This window comes from Trujillonella endophytica, assembly GCF_900110555.1.
Classification (GTDB): Bacteria; Actinomycetota; Actinomycetes; order Mycobacteriales; family Geodermatophilaceae; genus Trujillonella; species Trujillonella endophytica.
In genome coordinates this window covers 85841-100962 of record NZ_FOEE01000008.1, presented here as the reverse complement: position 1 = coordinate 100962, position 15122 = coordinate 85841, and the positions used below count along the sequence as shown (strand labels likewise).

General features: G+C 75.2%; 13 protein-coding genes. 6 read left to right on the top strand and 7 right to left on the bottom strand.

Annotated elements, in window-relative coordinates:
• Nucleotides 1-10 precede the first annotated feature (10 nt).
• From BMY88_RS13775 to BMY88_RS13765, 3 genes are all read right to left on the bottom strand, one after another.
• Nucleotides 11-928 carry an alpha/beta fold hydrolase gene (locus BMY88_RS13775; protein WP_091944263.1) on the bottom strand — a complete coding sequence of 306 codons (918 nt, stop codon included), beginning with the start codon at nt 926-928 and terminating at the stop codon, nt 11-13.
• 114 nt (nt 929-1042) lie between these two features.
• Nucleotides 1043-2317 (bottom strand): acyl-CoA dehydrogenase family protein, encoded by a 1275-nt coding sequence (locus BMY88_RS13770; RefSeq protein WP_091944260.1) that lies wholly within the window; start codon nt 2315-2317, stop codon nt 1043-1045.
• Nucleotides 2318-2456: 139 nt separating this feature from the next.
• Nucleotides 2457-4472 carry an acetoacetate--CoA ligase gene (locus BMY88_RS13765; RefSeq protein ID WP_091944257.1) on the bottom strand — a complete coding sequence of 672 codons (2016 nt, stop codon included), beginning with the start codon at nt 4470-4472 and terminating at the stop codon, nt 2457-2459.
• A 200-nt stretch (nt 4473-4672) separates the two neighbouring features.
• Between BMY88_RS13765 and BMY88_RS23865 the strand changes: the two genes are divergently transcribed.
• The 3 genes from BMY88_RS23865 (at nt 4673) to BMY88_RS13750 (ending at nt 7342) form a co-directional block, all read left to right on the top strand.
• Nucleotides 4673-5539, top strand: a complete 867-nt coding sequence (locus BMY88_RS23865) for a hypothetical protein (RefSeq protein WP_091944254.1) — start codon at nt 4673-4675, stop codon at nt 5537-5539.
• Between the two features lie 89 nt (nt 5540-5628).
• Nucleotides 5629-6807 (top strand): hypothetical protein, encoded by a 1179-nt coding sequence (locus tag BMY88_RS13755; protein WP_091944251.1) that lies wholly within the window; start codon nt 5629-5631, stop codon nt 6805-6807.
• Between the two features lie 133 nt (nt 6808-6940).
• Nucleotides 6941-7342 (top strand): DUF2237 family protein, encoded by a 402-nt coding sequence (locus BMY88_RS13750; protein ID WP_091944247.1) that lies wholly within the window; start codon nt 6941-6943, stop codon nt 7340-7342.
• Between the two features lie 116 nt (nt 7343-7458).
• On the opposite strand, the gene BMY88_RS13745 is transcribed toward BMY88_RS13750, so the two are convergent.
• The 3 genes from BMY88_RS13745 to BMY88_RS13735 form a co-directional block, all read right to left on the bottom strand.
• A complete protein-coding gene (locus BMY88_RS13745) occupies nt 7459-8682 on the bottom strand; it encodes an HNH endonuclease (RefSeq protein WP_244524688.1) in 1224 nt (407 codons plus the stop codon).
• Nucleotides 8683-8867: 185 nt separating this feature from the next.
• Nucleotides 8868-9122, bottom strand: coding sequence for a DUF167 domain-containing protein (locus BMY88_RS13740; RefSeq protein WP_091944241.1), 255 nt, complete (start codon nt 9120-9122; stop codon nt 8868-8870).
• Nucleotides 9119-10714 carry an APC family permease gene (locus BMY88_RS13735; RefSeq protein ID WP_244524687.1) on the bottom strand — a complete coding sequence of 532 codons (1596 nt, stop codon included), beginning with the start codon at nt 10712-10714 and terminating at the stop codon, nt 9119-9121. The genes BMY88_RS13740 and BMY88_RS13735 overlap by 4 nt, the downstream gene beginning before the upstream one ends.
• Before the next feature lie 203 nt (nt 10715-10917).
• Here BMY88_RS13735 and BMY88_RS13730 point away from each other — a divergent pair, with 203 nt between their 5' ends.
• From BMY88_RS13730 to BMY88_RS13720, 3 genes are all read left to right on the top strand, one after another.
• Nucleotides 10918-12030, top strand: coding sequence for a FecCD family ABC transporter permease (locus BMY88_RS13730; RefSeq protein ID WP_244524686.1), 1113 nt, complete (start codon nt 10918-10920; stop codon nt 12028-12030).
• Nucleotides 12031-12107: 77 nt separating this feature from the next.
• Nucleotides 12108-13199: a FecCD family ABC transporter permease gene (locus BMY88_RS13725; protein ID WP_091944707.1), complete on the top strand. Its 1092-nt coding sequence runs from the start codon at nt 12108-12110 to the stop codon at nt 13197-13199.
• Nucleotides 13196-14068: an ABC transporter ATP-binding protein gene (locus BMY88_RS13720; RefSeq protein WP_170861105.1), complete on the top strand. Its 873-nt coding sequence runs from the start codon at nt 13196-13198 to the stop codon at nt 14066-14068. The genes BMY88_RS13725 and BMY88_RS13720 overlap by 4 nt, the downstream gene beginning before the upstream one ends.
• Nucleotides 14069-14128: 60 nt before the next feature.
• Here the strand turns inward: BMY88_RS13720 and BMY88_RS13715 are convergent, their stop codons facing one another.
• Nucleotides 14129-15070: a siderophore-interacting protein gene (locus tag BMY88_RS13715; RefSeq protein WP_244524685.1), complete on the bottom strand. Its 942-nt coding sequence runs from the start codon at nt 15068-15070 to the stop codon at nt 14129-14131.
• Nucleotides 15071-15122 lie beyond the last annotated feature (52 nt).

Here is a 15122-nt window from a genome sequence, read left to right as displayed (position 1 = left end):
GGACCCTTGCTCAGGCGTTCCAGGGCAGCGTGGTGGCCACCCCGGCCTCCTTGCCGTCGATGAAGTCGATGAACGTGGGGCCCGCCAGCTTCCAGGCCTGGAAGATGCCGCCGGTGCCCGCCTCGCGGTCCCGCCCGCCCTGCTCCCAGGCGTCCTCGGGCCACGGCGGCTCGATGATCCGGGAGCCCTTGATCAGGGTGTGCACCTGGAAGGCTGTCTTCACCGGGTGGTCGTGGTCGTCGCGCCCGGGCCGGATGATCAGCGTGGGCACCGAGATCTCGCCGAACTCCCAGTCCGGAACGCCGGGGATGGCCTCGTTCGGCTTGGGGATGAACGCGTCGAGCCAGCGGTCCATGACCCGCTCGAACTCCTCGGCGCCGATGGCGCGCAGGCGGTCGGCGTTGCGGGGGTTGGCGGCGACCAGGTCGCACCAGCCGCCGGCGGGGCCGCCCAGCTCGATGACGCCCTCGATGCCCTTGCTCCGGACGGTGCGCAGCTCGTTGAGGATGTAGACCCCGGCCAGCGACATCGTGCTGAAGTTGCCGCCCACGATGTTCCACAGGCCCAGCCGGCTGACCTTCTCCGGGTACATCAGCGCGAAGATGACCGAGTCGCGGGCGCCGCCCGAGCCACCGAGCTTGACGACCTTCTCGATGCCCAGCTCCTCCAGCAGCAGCCCGAGGGTGTGCGCGCGCATGTGCGACTCGGAGCGTCCGTAGACCTGGATGTCGGAGGCGCCGCAGTTGGGGCGGTCCCACAGGAGGACACGCTTGCCCCCCTCGGCGATCGCCTCGGCGAGCTCCCGGACGCCCGGGTAGTCCTTGCTGAACCGCCCGCCGGGCGTCAGTACCACCACCTCGCCGTCCTCCGGACCCACGAACTCGTGGACCACGATCCCGCCGTTGACCTCGACCTCTGCCACCTGCACCGACCCCTCACTCCGTCGTGACGACCGCAGCGAGCATGACCTTGCACTGGGTGCACTGTCCAGGCCGGGGTCCGGGAGCGCCGGCCCCCGCGCTGCCGGTGCCCCGCGGGCCGGTCAGGTCAGCGGGGAGCGGGGCAGCATGCGGTCGCTGATGATCCGCTTCTGGATCTCGCTCGTGCCCTCGAAGATCGTGGTCAGCCTCGCGTCGCGCCAGTGCCGCTCCACCTGCCGCTCGGTGGTGTAGCCGTTGCCGCCGTGCAGCTGCATGGCCTGGTTGGTGACCCGGACTGCCATCTCGGTCGCCTCCAGCTTCACCATGGCGGCCTCCCGCTCGCAGGGGACGCCGAGGTCGAGCAGGTGCGCGACCTGCCGGTAGAACGCGCGGCTCTGCTCGATCTGCGCGGCCATCTCGGCGATCGCGAAGCGCAGCGCCTGGAAGTCGGCGATGGGGTGGCCGAACTGCTCGCGCTCCTGGAGGTACAGCACCGAATCCTCGAGCGCGGCGCGGGCGAGGCCGACGGCGCGGGCGGCGGTGTGCACCCGTGCGGTGTCGAGGAACTCCTTGGCCTTGCGCATGCCGGCCCGCGCGGCGTCCTCCCCGTCGCCGTCGGCCGCGTTGGCGTCGTCGAGCATGTTCCCGGCCGGGATCCGGACGCCGTCGAACGTGAGGTCCCAGGTGAGGAAGCCGTGGTAGCCCACCTTGTCGATCGGGTGGCCGGACAGGCCCGCGGGGAACTCGCCCCGCCGCTTCTCCAGCAGGAGGTTCGTCAGCCCGCGTGAGCGCGGCTCCCCGTCCTCGGCGTCGCGCTCGCGGACCAGCACCTGGATGAAGTCGGCCGCCTTGGCGTTCCCGCACCAGCGCTTGTGCCCGGTGACCACCCACTCGTCCCCCTCGCGGACGGCGCGGGTGGTGACGCCGGCCAGGTCGGAGCCGGCGTCGGGCTCCGACAGCGCGATGGCCCCGATCCAGTCGCCGCGGGCGCTGCGGCGGAGGAGCTCGGCGCGGCGGCCGGCGTCGGCGAGCGTGGTGCCCAGGCCCTGCGCGCGGGCGAGGATGCTCGCGGTGCTCATCCAGGCGCGGGCCAGCTCCTCGGAGACCATGCAGTACTCGAAGACGCCCAAGCCCAGGCCGCCGTGCTCGGCGGGAACGGTGATCCCGAAGTAGCCGAGCTCGGCCAGCCGCTGCAGCAGCGAGGCGGGGATCTCGCCCTTCTGCGGATCCAGCTCGTTGGCGACCGGCAGGACCTCCTCCAGCGCGAAGCGGCGGGCCTGCAGCTGCAGCCGCTCCCGCTCGGGGGTGTGCCACGGCGGCAGCAGCTCCGGTGGGCGGGCCTCCTGCGGCGCGGTCGTCCCGGTCGTCTCGGAACTGGCGCTGTCGCTCGACGTCATCGTCGCTCGCTCCCTGCTCGGCCGGCGGTGCTCGACACCCTGACCGCCGGGCATGCCCCCCGGGCGTCGTCGTCACCCGTGGTCGAGAGGGAGATCACGATCGCCTGCGTCGGCGGGTCACCGGCGGGGTCCCCGCGGATCAGCGCGCCGCGCGCTCGCGGGCCAGGGCGAGGTAGTGCTCCACCGCGGACGGGTCGTCGACGGCGCCGGGATTGACGGCCCTGTGCGGGTCCACGCCCTGGAACAGCCGCTTGAGCGGCACCTCCAGGCGCTTGCCCGTGCGGGTGTGCGGCACCGCCGGGACGGCGATCACCTCGTCGGGCACGTGCCGCGGGCTGGCCTGGCTGCGGATCGCCTCGCGGATGCGGCCGACGAGGGCCTCGGTGAGCTCGGCTCCGGGGGCGAGCTGGACGAACAGCGGCATCCAGTAGCCGCCGTCGGGCTCCTCGACGCCCAGGACCACGCAGTCGGCGACCTCGGGGATCGGCTCGACGGCGGCGTAGATGTCCGCCGTGCCCATCCGCACGCCGCCGCGGTTGAGCGTGGAGTCCGAGCGCCCGGTGATGATGCAGGTGCCCCGCTCGGTGACCTCCAGCCAGTCGCCGTGCCGCCAGACGCCGGGCCAGGGCTCGAAGTAGGCCTCGCGGTAGCGGCTGCCGTCGGGATCGGCCCAGAAGTAGAGCGGCATCGACGGCATGGGCTCGGTGATCACGAGTTCGCCGAGCTCGCCGACGACGGGCCGCCCCTCCTCGTCCCACGCGGCAGCCGCGACGCCGAGCATGGGGCGCTGGAGCTCGCCGGCGGTCACCGGCAGCAGCAGCGAGCTGCCGATGAAGCCGGTGGCGACGTCGGTGCCGCCGGACAGCGAACCGAGGAAGACGTCGGGCGCCACCGCGTCGTAGACCCAGTGGAAGGCCGCCGTCGGCAGCGGCGAGCCGGTGGAGCCGATCGCGCGGACGCGGGACAGGTCGTGCGCCTCGCCGGGGCGGATGCCGGCCTTCTCGCAGGCCGTCAGGTAGCCGGCGCTCGTGCCGAGGTAGGTGATCCCGGTGCGGGCGGCGAGGGCGAACTGGGCGTCCACCGAGGGGTACGCCGGGGCGCCGTCGTGCACGACCACCGTCGCGCCGACCAGCAGCGCCGAGGTGGCGATGTTCCACATGATCCAGGCGGTCGAGGCGTACCAGTAGAAGCGGTCGCCCGGGCGGACGTCCCCGTGCAGCGCCAGCTGCTTGACCTGCTCGAGGACGACGCCGCCGTGCCCGTGCACGATCCCCTTGGGCAGCCCCGTGGTGCCGGAGCTGTAGACGATCCACAGCGGCGCGTCGAAGGGCAGCGGCTCGAACCGCGGCTCCTGCTCGTCGGCGACGGCGTCGGCCCAGGCGAGCACCCGGCCGGGGCCGACGTCCGGGCGCCCGCCGGGCGGCTCGTCCGGGAAGAGCCGGGGAACGGTGATCGTCGCGCGCAGGCTGGGCAGCGCCGCGCGCAGTTCGGCCACGACCTGGCGCCGGTCGTGCGGGCGGCCGTTGAAGCGGTAGCCGTCGACGGCGACCAGCACGGTCGGCTCGATCTGCGAGAAGCGGTCGAGCACGCTGCGGGTGCCGAAGTCCGGCGCGCACGAGGACCACACCGCGCCGATCGACGCCGCGCCGAGGAAGGCGACGACCGCCTCGGGGACGTTGGGCAGGTAGCCGGCGACCCGGTCGCCCCGCCGCACGCCGAGGCGGCGCAGCGTCGCGGCGAAGGCGCCCACCTGCCCGCGGAGCGACGACCAGGAGATCTCGACCGGCGCGCCGTCGCCCGCCAGCGTCTCCTCGGTGACGGCGATCAGCGCGGGCTCAGCGTCGGTCGCGTGCCGCAGCGCCTGCTCGGCGTAGTTGACCGTCGTCCCGGGGAACCACTCCGCGCCGGGCATCTCGCGACGGGGGAGCACGCGGTCGTCGGGCACGCCGGAGAGGACGCCGCTCCAGTCCGCGACCTCGGCCCAGAACTGGTCGAGGTGCTCGACCGACCAGCGCCACATGCGGTCGTAGTCGAGGGGATGGCCGAGGTCGAGGCCGCGCCGCTGCCGGACCCGGGCCGCGAAGTCGGCCAGCCGCGTGGCAGCGATCGACTCGGGGGTAGGCCGCCAGAGGACATCGGGCTCGCTTCCGATCACGACGGCACCTTGCCATCCCACCCCACACGTTTCACGTGGCACAGCGCCCGCATCTGCCCCGACCACCGCGCACTCCGATGACAGGGGGTGATCGGACTTTTCTCGATCCACCGCATCGGGCGATAGGTACCGGCGCGCGCAGGCCGCCTGTCGGGGTCACTCTTCGAAGTGGATCAATCACGCAGCGGCGAGGAGTCGGGATGCGCGGACGCGGAGGCTGGGCCCCCGGGCTCCGTCGCGCCCTCGTCCGGGGCCTCGCCGTCGCCGGGTTCGGGGCCGGGCTGTGGCTGGCCGGGCAGGTCGGCGGGAGCGCGTCGGCCGAGGAACTCCCGGCCTCCGACCCGCTGACCGGGACGGTCGCTGCCGTCGTGCACCTGACCGGCGCGGAGGACCTGACGGGCGTGGTCGCCGAGGCACTGCCGGTGGCCGACCTGCTGCCGCCCGCCGTCCGGTCTGTGGTCGGGGTGCTGCCGCCCGCTGTCCGGCCTGTGGCCGACGGCGTGGTCGACGGGGTGCTCACCGCCGCGGCCCCGGTCCTCGAGGCGGTGGCCGAGCCCGTGCTCGCCGTCCTGGACCGCACGCCCGCCGCGCCGGTGGTCGGCGCGGTGGTCCGGCCGGTCCTGGGTGCGGTCCTCGAGTTGCCCGGGGTCGTCGCGACGCCGCCTGGCGTTCCCGCCCCTCCGGCGGCTGCCGCCCCGGCTCCTGCATCGGCGACTGCATCCGCGCCGGCGGCGGGCGCTCTGCCGCCGCTCGCGTCGGCGGCCTCCGCCGCCGGCGCAGGCGCCCCCCTCATCGGCGTCTCCTCCGCCGCCGTCGCGCTGACGGGTGAGGCCCTCGCGCCGCCCCCGCCGCCCGCGCAGCGGCCGCTGCCGACCGGTCCCTCGACACTGCCGCCGGTCGGTCCGGCGCCGTCGTCGGCCGGGGCGGGGGCGGGCACGGACCTGCCGCCCACGGCCCTCCCGTCCCACGGCACGACCGGTGGGGCGGCGCTGCTCTGTGGCGTCGCCGGAGCCGACGTCCCGCCGTCCCTCGACACTCCCGAGGACCCCGCGACCTCTCCCGACTGAGTGCGGCGCCGCCGGCCCGTGTGCCGGCGCAGCGCCACTCCCCGCCGTCCTGCCGGACCGGGGACCCACTCGTCAGGAGAGGTACTGCCATGAACACCTGGATCCGTCGCGGCCTGGAGGCCGCGCTGCTCACCGGGGGCCTGTGGGCCGTCGGAACGGGGGTCGCGTCCGCGGACGACGGCCTCGACGTCACCGTGCCGGTCACCGTGACCGGCAACGCGCTCGCCGTTCTCGGCGACGTCCCCGCGCCGGGCATCGACCTGCCGGCGCTCACCGCCGACGTCCGCGTCGACCTCGGCGGTCTGTCCGCGTCCGTGCCGGTGACCGTCGGCGGCAACGGTGTCGGCCTGCTGGGGGCGACCGCGACGCAGGCGCCCGCATCGCCACCGGTCGCGGAGCCCGCCGACGTCAGCGTGCCGGTCACCGTCGCCGGAAACGCCGTGGGTGTGCTCGGCGAGGCCGCGGCGTCCGGCACCGCTCCGGCGCCTGCCGGCAGCGACGGCGGCCTGCTCGGCATCTCGCTGCCCGTCACCGTGTGCGGCAACGGGATCGGCGCGCTGGGCGACGCCTCGGGCGCCTGTGTCGTCGTTCCCGGTGCCCCCACGGGAGGTCCGGCGGCCGGCGGGTCCGGCACGGGTGGCTCGCTCGCAGAGGTGGAGGTGCCGGTGACCGTGTGCGGCAACGGGATCGGCGCGCTGGGCGACGCCTCGGGCGCCTGCGCCGTCACTCCCGGTGCTGCCGGCACGGGAGGCCCGGTGGCCGGCGGTTCCGGCACGGGTGGCTCGCTCGCGGACGTGCAGGTGCCGGTGACCGTTTGCGGCAACGGCGTCGGCGCACTGGGTGACGCCTCGGGCGCCTGCGCCGTCGCCCCCGGTGCTCCCGGCACGGGAGGCCCGGGCACCAACGGCCCGGGGGTCGACGTCGACGTCCCGGTGACCGTCTGCGGCACCGGCGTCGGGCTGCTCGGCAGCGGCGGGGGAAGCTGCAGCGCAACCGGTCCCGGCACCCCGAGCACGCCGAGCACCCCGGGGACTCCCGGGACGCCCGGCACCGCGGTGGGCGCCGCGCAGCCGGCGGTCCTCGGCGGCCCTGCGAGCGCCGTCTGGGCCGGGGCGGCTTCGGGTGGCCCGGCGCTGACCGGCGCCGCCGAGCTGGCCTACACGGGGGCCGATCTCGACGGGATGCTGCTGATCGCCGCGCTCTGCCTGGTGGCCGGGCTCGGCACGGTGGCGGGCTCCCGTCGCCGGGAGGCGGCCGGCACCGCCTGACCGCACACGGGCCGGCGGCCGGGCCCTGCGGGGGTCCGGCCGCCGGTCCGGCGGACCCGGCCGCCCCGCACTAGGTTCTGCACCGTTCGGCGGTAGCCGCCGGCGACGGACACGAGCGGGCGGTGAGCGGGCCATGAGCGGTCCCGACGGGGAGCGCAACGTGCTGGGCGGTCCGCTGGAGCCCTGCGGCACCCAGCCGCTGACCGGGTTCTACCGGGACGGGTGCTGCAGCAGTGGCCCGGACGACCTCGGCCGGCACACGGTCTGCGCCGTCGTCTCGGCGGAGTTCCTGGCCCTGCAGCAGCAGTTGGGCAACGACCTGAGCACCCCGCGGCCGGAGCACGACTTCCCGGGACTGCAGCCCGGGGACCGGTGGTGCGTGGTCGCGGTGCGGTGGTTGCAGGCCTACCAGGCGGGCGCCGCGGCAGGCGTCGTGCTGGCGGCGACGAACGAGCGCGCCCTGGAGGTCGTCCCGCTCGAGGCGCTGCGGCAGCACGCCGTCGACGTCCCCGACGACATCAGCGGCCTGAGCTAGGCGGCAGCAGCGAGGCCGCTGCGACTGGGCCGGACCCATCCACCCGAATCGGGCGCGCGCCTGCGGCCGCCCACCGTGATGGTGGGCGGCTGCGGCGGTGCGGTGCGGAGCGGCGGTCAGACCCCGGCGAGCAGAAGTGGCCCGGTGTCGATCAAGGGCTCGCGGGACGTGTCGTCATGGCCGATGAGGGGGTCCTCTGGCGGCAAGCGGTGGGGGATGAGGATCTCGGTGCCGTCGGGGCGACGGGTGCGCCAGGTGCCGTCCGGTCGGCGTTCGATGCGGTAGCCGTGGTGGACCTTGGCGTGGTGGCGTTCGCAGAGGGAGGCGAGGTTCTCCAGTTCGGTCTTGCCGCCGAAGGCCCAGTGCAGCAGGTGATGGGCCTCGCACCACCACGGCGGGGCGGTGCAGCCGGTGAACACGCAGCCGTTGTCGCGCAGGTCGACCGCGCGGCGCAGGTGCCGGTCGACCACCCGGTGTTCGCGGCCCAGATCGCGCAGCACCCCGTCGGGGCCCAGGACGATGCGGGCCACGTCGGAGTCACACGCCAGCCAGCGGGCCCGGGCGGCCGAGAGCAGCGCGCCGAAGTCCAGCTGCCCGGCACCACGGCCCACGTCCGGGTCGACCAGGGCGTCCAGGCCGACGATCGCGCCGATCTGCGGCTTGCGGGTCCGCAGCACCGGCAGCTCGCCGCCGGCCAGGGCCAGATCCGACAGCTGGACCAGCGCGTCGCCGTAGCGCTGGCGGCGGGTGCGGTCGTCGCCGGCGGTGCGCGAGGTGGCGGCGATCGGCTCGATCGCGGCCTTGACCTTCGCTCCGCCCACGGCGTCGAGGTGGAAGCGGCCCGACACCGACCCGTCGGCATGGGTGGTCATCGTGAACTCCCGCTCGACGGCGGGATCGGGCTCGGGCCCGTCGGGATCCAGCTGCGCCAGGTACCGCTCCACGGCCTCGCCCAGCTTCGCGAACGGCTGGCAGGTGGCGACGGTGGCCAGGGCGGCATCGATCCGGCCGACGTCGATCCCGGCGTCGGCGGCCTGCCCCAGCCGCCGGGGCGTGACCGCCTTCGCCGCCTCGGTCACGTGCTCACCGGTCACCGCCCCCGCGGCGTAGGCGGCCTCCACCGCCGGCAGGTGCGCCAGCGCCCGGCCGTGCGCCACCACCCGCGCCGCCGCCGCCGGAGCCATCCCGGCATGCCCCACCAGCCAGGACGTCATCGACCGCAGGCCGTCGCGCTCCGGCAGCTGCCGCGCATCGGCCACCCGCACCAGCCGCGTCAACTCCGCCGCCGCCCGATTCACCGCCACCAGCCCGTCCCGCACCCGCCCGGCCAACTCGTCCAACCCCAATCCGAACAGATCGGCGCCCGGCTCTCTTATCGAACACATGTACGAAGAATAGCCGCCGGCACCGACAGAAACCGCAGGTCAAGGAGCCTGTGGACAGTGCGCGAGCCTGTGGACGGATTTCCCGGAATCGCCCTCGCCGCCCTGCACGATCTGCGCCATGCACACCACCCACGGCAGCGTCACCCGAGCAGCGCCGCCACCGCCGCCTCGAGACCGTCCGGCACCGCGATCACCTTCGTCCGGCTCGTCGCCCCGGTCACCAGTTCGACGTCCCGCCGGCGCAACCCGAGCGCCTCGGCGACCGCGGCCAGCGCGGCCTCCGTCGCCCGCCCGTCCACGGCCGGCGCCGACACCCGGACGACGAGTGCGCCGTCGTGCGAGCCCCCGACCGCCGTCCGGCCGGCGCCCGGCCGCACCCGCACGGTCAGCCTCACGGCCGGTCCGGCACGACCGGTCCGTCCGGCCCATCCGGCCCGTCCGGCCCGTCCGGCACGACAGGCACGACCGGCCCGTCCGGCCCGACCGGCCCGACCGGCCCGACCGGCTCATCCGCGACCCCCTTGGCCACGCTCGGCCGCTCCGACCAGAACCGCGGGCACACGAAGCGCCACACGACCATCACCACGACGCCGACCAGCATGATCAGCACGCCGATCACCAGGGGCGGTCCCAGGCCGAACCACGACGTCGCCAGCTCCGAGTTCGCCGGGTCCGCGAGGTCCACGACCGACTCCACCAGCAGCCAGGCCAGCAGCGCGGAGCCGATCAGGGGGCCGAGGCCCACGAGCAGGAACGTCCGGGCGCTGGTCAGCAGCAGGCGCCGGTAGAACACCACGCACGCCAGCCCCGTCAGCGAGTAGTAGAAGGCGATCAGCAGCGAGAGCGCGGTGAGCGAGTCGAAGAGGGCGTTCTCGCTGACCAGCGTCATGAGCACGTACCAGACGGCGGCGATGCCGGCGACCCACCACGTGGACACGTCGGGCGTGCGGAAGCGGGGATGCACGCGGGCGAAGGCGCGGGGCAGCGCGGCGCGGCGGGCCATGGACAGGCCGGTCCGGGACGCCGGGATGATCGTCGTCTGGGTGGAGGCCAGCGCCGCCGTCGCCACGGAGAGGAGCAGCACCCAGTCCCAGCCGCCGAGCACGTCGGTGCCGAGCATCGCGAAGAGGAACTCCTCCTCCCCCTCGTTGGCCGTCAGGTACCCGGTGCCGGAGAACGCCAGCACCGCGTACGCCACCGCCACGTAGGTGATCAGCAGGACGACGGTCGACCAGATCGCAGCCCGGCCGGGTGCGCTGGCCGAGTCCTGGGTCTCCTCGTTGAGGTTGACCGCGGACTCCCACCCCCAGTAGGCGAAGACCCCGAGCAGCAGACCACCGGTGAGCGCCGCCCCGCCCTCGCCGAACGGGTCCAGCCAGGACAGCGACGGGGTGAGCCCGCCGTCCAGCCCGTCGCCGGCCAGCGACCGCCAGAGGGCGACCACCGCGAAGACCAGCAGCGCGCCGACCTGCGCGAGGATCAGCGCGTTCTGCACCCGCGCCGACAACTCCGTGCCGAGCACGCAGATCGCCGTCATCCCGATGATCACGACGACGACGAGCGCCACCACCCACGGCGTCGACGCCGCGACCGAGTCCAGCCCCACCATGAGCAGGCCGAACCGGACCGCGGTGTCGGCCAGCGACCCGACGACCAGGACGCCGGTCATCGTGATCGCCCAGCCGCCGATCCACCCCAGCCACGGCCCCATAGCGCGGGTGACCCACGAGAACGTGGTGCCGCAGTCCTGGTCGACCTTGTTCAGGTAGTGGAACGCCGAGGCGATCAGCGCCATCGGCACGAACGAGGCCAGCAGCACCCCGGGGGCGTGCACGCCGACCAGCGCCACGACCGGGCCGATGATCGCCGCCAGCGAGTAGGCGGGCGAGGTGGAGGCGAGCCCGATCACCAGCGCGTCGAGGAACCCGATCGCATCGGGCCGCAGCCCGACCGGCGCCTCACCGGGCCGGGACGACGTCGCCGTCACCGGGCTCCCCGAGCCACCACTGCGCCTCGCTGCATCCTGCTGCCCCCCGCCACGGTCGGACCGATCTCGACGGGACATCCTCCCCGCCGGGATCGGCCGCGGGCCGGAGGGTCCAGAAGCGGGGAACCGGCAGTAAGGTGAGGCTTGCCTGAGATTCAGGCGTGCGTCGCCTGCCCTCGTCCGCCACCCGCACAGGAGTCCCCGTGAGCGCCGGAACCGACGCACCGGCGCCCGCGCCCGCGCCCGTGACCGTCGCGACCACCGTCGCGACCACCGTCGCGGCCCCCGGCGCGGCCCGGCGGCGCGGACTCTTCCGGGGCGCCGGCGGCCGCGCCGTCACGCTGCTCGTCCTGCTCGCCCTCGTGGTCGTGGCCGCCGCACTCAGCGTCGCCGTCGGGTCGCGGTCGATCCCCCTGGGCACGGTCTGGGAGGCGCTCACCGACCCGCATCTGGGCACCGACGAGGCGGTGATCATCCGGGAGCTCCGGGTGCCGCGCACGGTGCTGGGCATCCTCGCCGGGCTGGCCCTCGGCGCGGCGGGCGCCCTCACCCAGGGCCACACGCGCAACCCGCTGGGCGACCCCGGCCTGCTGGGCGTCACCGCCGGCGCCTCGTTCGCGGTCGTCCTGTCCATCTGGCTGCTGGACGTCGGCTCACCCTCCGGCTACGTCTGGTTCGCGTTCGCCGGCGCGCTCACCGGCAGCGTCGTGGTGTTCGCCCTCGGCTCGGCCGGACGCGGCGGCGCCACCCCGGTGACCCTCGCCCTCGCCGGGGCGGCGGTCACCGCCCTGCTGTACGCGCTGGTCCAGGCCGTCCTCGTCAGCGACCAGGACACCCTGGACGGGTTCCGGTTCTGGGTGGTCGGGTCGCTGGCCGGCCGCGACTCCGACGTCGCCGGCCAGGTCGCCCCCTTCATCGTGCTGGGCCTGCTGCTGGCGCTGCTCAACGCGCCCGCGCTCGACCTGCTCGGGCTCGGCGAGGACGTCGCCCGCGGCCTCGGCCAGCGGGTCTGGCTGGCCCGGCTCACCGGCCTGGCCGGGGTGACGCTGCTGTGCGGTGCCGCCACCGCCGCCTGCGGGCCCATCTCGTTCGTGGGACTGGTCGTGCCGCACGTCGTCCGCGCCCTCACCGGCCCCCGGCACCGGTGGCTCGTCCCCTGCTCGGCGCTACTGGGCGCGGTGCTCCTGCTGACCGCCGACGTCCTGGGCCGCATCCTCGCCCGGCCCGGCGAGGTCCAGGTCGGCATCGTCCTGGCCTTCATCGGCGCGCCGTTCTTCATCGCCCTGATCCGCCGTCGCCGGCTGGCCGGCCCGTGACCGCAACGGACCCGACCGCAACGGACCCGACCGCGACGGACCCGACCGCGACGGACCCGACCGCGACGGACCGGGCGGTGGCCGCGACGGAGGAGCGCCCGGCGGTCGCCCCCCGCGGCCGCGGGACGACGGTGGTCCGGGTCGGCCCGGTGTCGGGCCGGATCCGCTGGCGGCATCTGGTCGTGCCCCTCGTGGCCGCGGCGGCGCTCGTCGTCGTCAGCGCCGTCAGCCTGGGCCGCGGGGACTACCCGATCGCGGTGAGCGAGGTGCTGCGCACCCTGGTCGGGCTGGGCGAGGGCACCTCGGAGTTCATCGTGCTGGAGCTCCGGGCCCCGCGGGTCGTGGTCGGACTGCTCGTCGGCGCGGCCTTCGGCCTGGCCGGGGCGCTGTTCCAGACCTTCGCCCGCAATCCCCTGGCCTCCCCGGACGTCCTCGGCATCACCCAGGGCGCGTCGGTCGGCGCGGTCGCCGCGATCGTGCTCAGCGGGTCGACGACGACCGGCGAGCTGCTCGGCGGCCTCGGCATCCCGCTGGCCGCGCTGCTCGGCGCGCTCGTCGCCGGGCTGCTGCTCTTCGTGCTGGCCTGGCGGGCCGGGATCGAGGGCGTCCGGCTCGTCCTCGTCGGCATCGCCCTCTGGTCCCTGGGCAGCGCGACCGTGGAGTACCTGCTCACCCGCGCCGAGATCTACGACGCCGCGGCCGCCTACGTGTGGATCACCGGCTCGCTCAACGCCCGCACCTGGGACCACGCCGTGCCGCTCGCCTGGGCCCTCGCCCTGCTGCTGCCGCTGGCGCTCGCCGCCTCGCGCTCGCTGGCGGCGCTGCAGTTCAGCGACGACACCGCGCGCGGGCTCGGCGTCCGCCTCCCTCTGGCACAGGGCGCCGTGGTGCTGATCGCCGTCGTGCTGACCGCCGTCGCCGTCGCCGCTGCCGGGCCGGTCGCCTTCGTCGCGCTGATCGTCCCGCAGATCGCCGTCCGGCTGACCGGCGGATCGCGGCCTCCGCTGCTGGCCTCCGCCCTGCTCGGCGCCCTGCTCGTGGCCGGTGCCGACCTGCTCACCCGGACGGTCCTGCCGGCCGCGCTGCCCGTCGGCATCATCACCGCCGTCGTCGGCGCCCCCTACCTGATCTGGCTCCTCGTCCGCGGAAGGCGGCGATCGACCCTGTGACCACCCACCTCGCCGACCTGACGAAGACCCCCGGCCCCCGACCGGGAGCCCCGGACGGACCGGTCCGCCTCGCCGCGGAGGCCGTGCGCCTGGCCTACGACGACCGTGTCGTCGTCCACGACCTCGACCTGGCCCTCACCGAGGGGTCGTTCACCGCGATCGTCGGGCCGAACGGCTGCGGCAAGTCCACCCTGCTCAAGGCGCTGGGCCGGCTGCTCCGGCCGGCGTCGGGCCAGGTCCTGCTCGACGGCCGGGCGATCGCGAAGACGTCGACCCGGGAGGTGGCGCGCGTGCTGGGGCTGCTGCCCCAGACCCCTACCGCACCCGACGGCCTCACCGTGGCCGACCTCGTCGCCCGTGGCCGGCACCCGCACCAGAGCTTCCTGCGCCAGTGGTCCCGGGACGACGAGCTCGCCGTCGCCGAGTCCCTTGCCTGGACCGACATGACCGAGCTGGCCGACCGCCCGGTCGAGGCGCTGTCGGGCGGCCAGCGGCAGCGCGCCTGGATCTCCATGGCCCTGGCCCAGGGCACCGACCTGCTGCTGCTGGACGAGCCGACGACCTACCTCGACATGGCCCACCAGATCGACGTCCTCGAGCTGGTGGCGCGGCTGCACGCCGAGCGCGGCCGGACGATCGTCGTCGTCCTGCACGACCTGAACCTGGCCGCGCGGTACGCCCAGCGGCTCGTCGCGATGCGCGACGGCGTACTGGTGGCCTCCGGCACGCCGTCCGAGGTGCTCACCGAGCAGCTGATGGCCGACGTCTTCGAGCTCGAGGCGCGCGTCGTGCCCGACCCGGTGGCCGGCACCCCGATGGTCGTCCCGGTCCGCCGCCTGCACGGCCCGAAGCTGCCGGCACCGGCCTAGGAGACACACCCCGCGTCGCGGCGACCAGGACGCGGGGGGAGCTTCCTGTGCCGCACGAGCTCAACTCGCGACGCCGAGCCGCCAGTAGCCCATGAACGCGACCTCGTTGCGCGGCACGCCCAGGTCGGTGACCAGGTGGCGGCGCAGCTGCTTCACCACGCCGGCCTCGCCGGCCAGCCAGGCGTAGCAGCCGGCGGTCGCATCGGGGTCGGGGACCTCCCACAGCGGCTCCGCGTCCACGTCGACGTCCTCCACGTCGGGGTGCGCGCCGGAGCCGACGATGCCCAGCTCGCACAGCGCCGCGTGCACCGCCGGGACGAGGAGCTCGCCCCGCGCGCGACCCGCCCGCGGCAGCCACCGCACGGTCACGCCCGCGGCGACGTCGAGCTCCTGCGCGTCGCCGGCCTCGGGGATTTCCAGCAGCGCGACGACGCGGCGCCCGGGAGCCAGGCACTCGAGGATGGCGCCCACCGCGGGGACCGCCGTCTCGTCCGCGGCCAGCAGCAACGTGTGCGCGGTGGCCGGTGGAGCCCACTCCACACCCCACATCCGCCCCGCGCCGGGCCGGTCGGGGCCCAGCAGCACGAGCCGGTCGCCAGGGACGGCCGCCGCGGCCCACGCAGCGGCCGGGCCGGCGTGGCCCTCGCCCACGCCGTGCAGGACGACGTCCACGTCGAGCTCCGCGCGGTCGGGCCGGGCCGCGCGCACCGTGTACGTGCGCAGGAACGGCCGCACCTCGTCGGGCATCGCGCAGTAGGCGGCGTACCAGTCGGCGCCGCCGACCATCAGCCCGCTGATGTCGGTGCCGGGCCGGGGCAGCACGAACTTGATGCGCTGGTCGTCACCGGCGGCGCCGAAGCCGGCCAGCTCGGGGCCGCCCAGCGTCAGCCGGACGATGCTCGGGCCCAGGCGGCGGGTGCCGGTCACGACCGTGTCGTAGAAGCGCCAGCCGGGCGCCTCGACGGGGTCCGCCACCTGCACGTCCTCGACAGTGGTCGTCACGAGCGGTCCCCGATCCTCGGCGCCGACCCGGGCGGACGGCGGATTAGGCGAG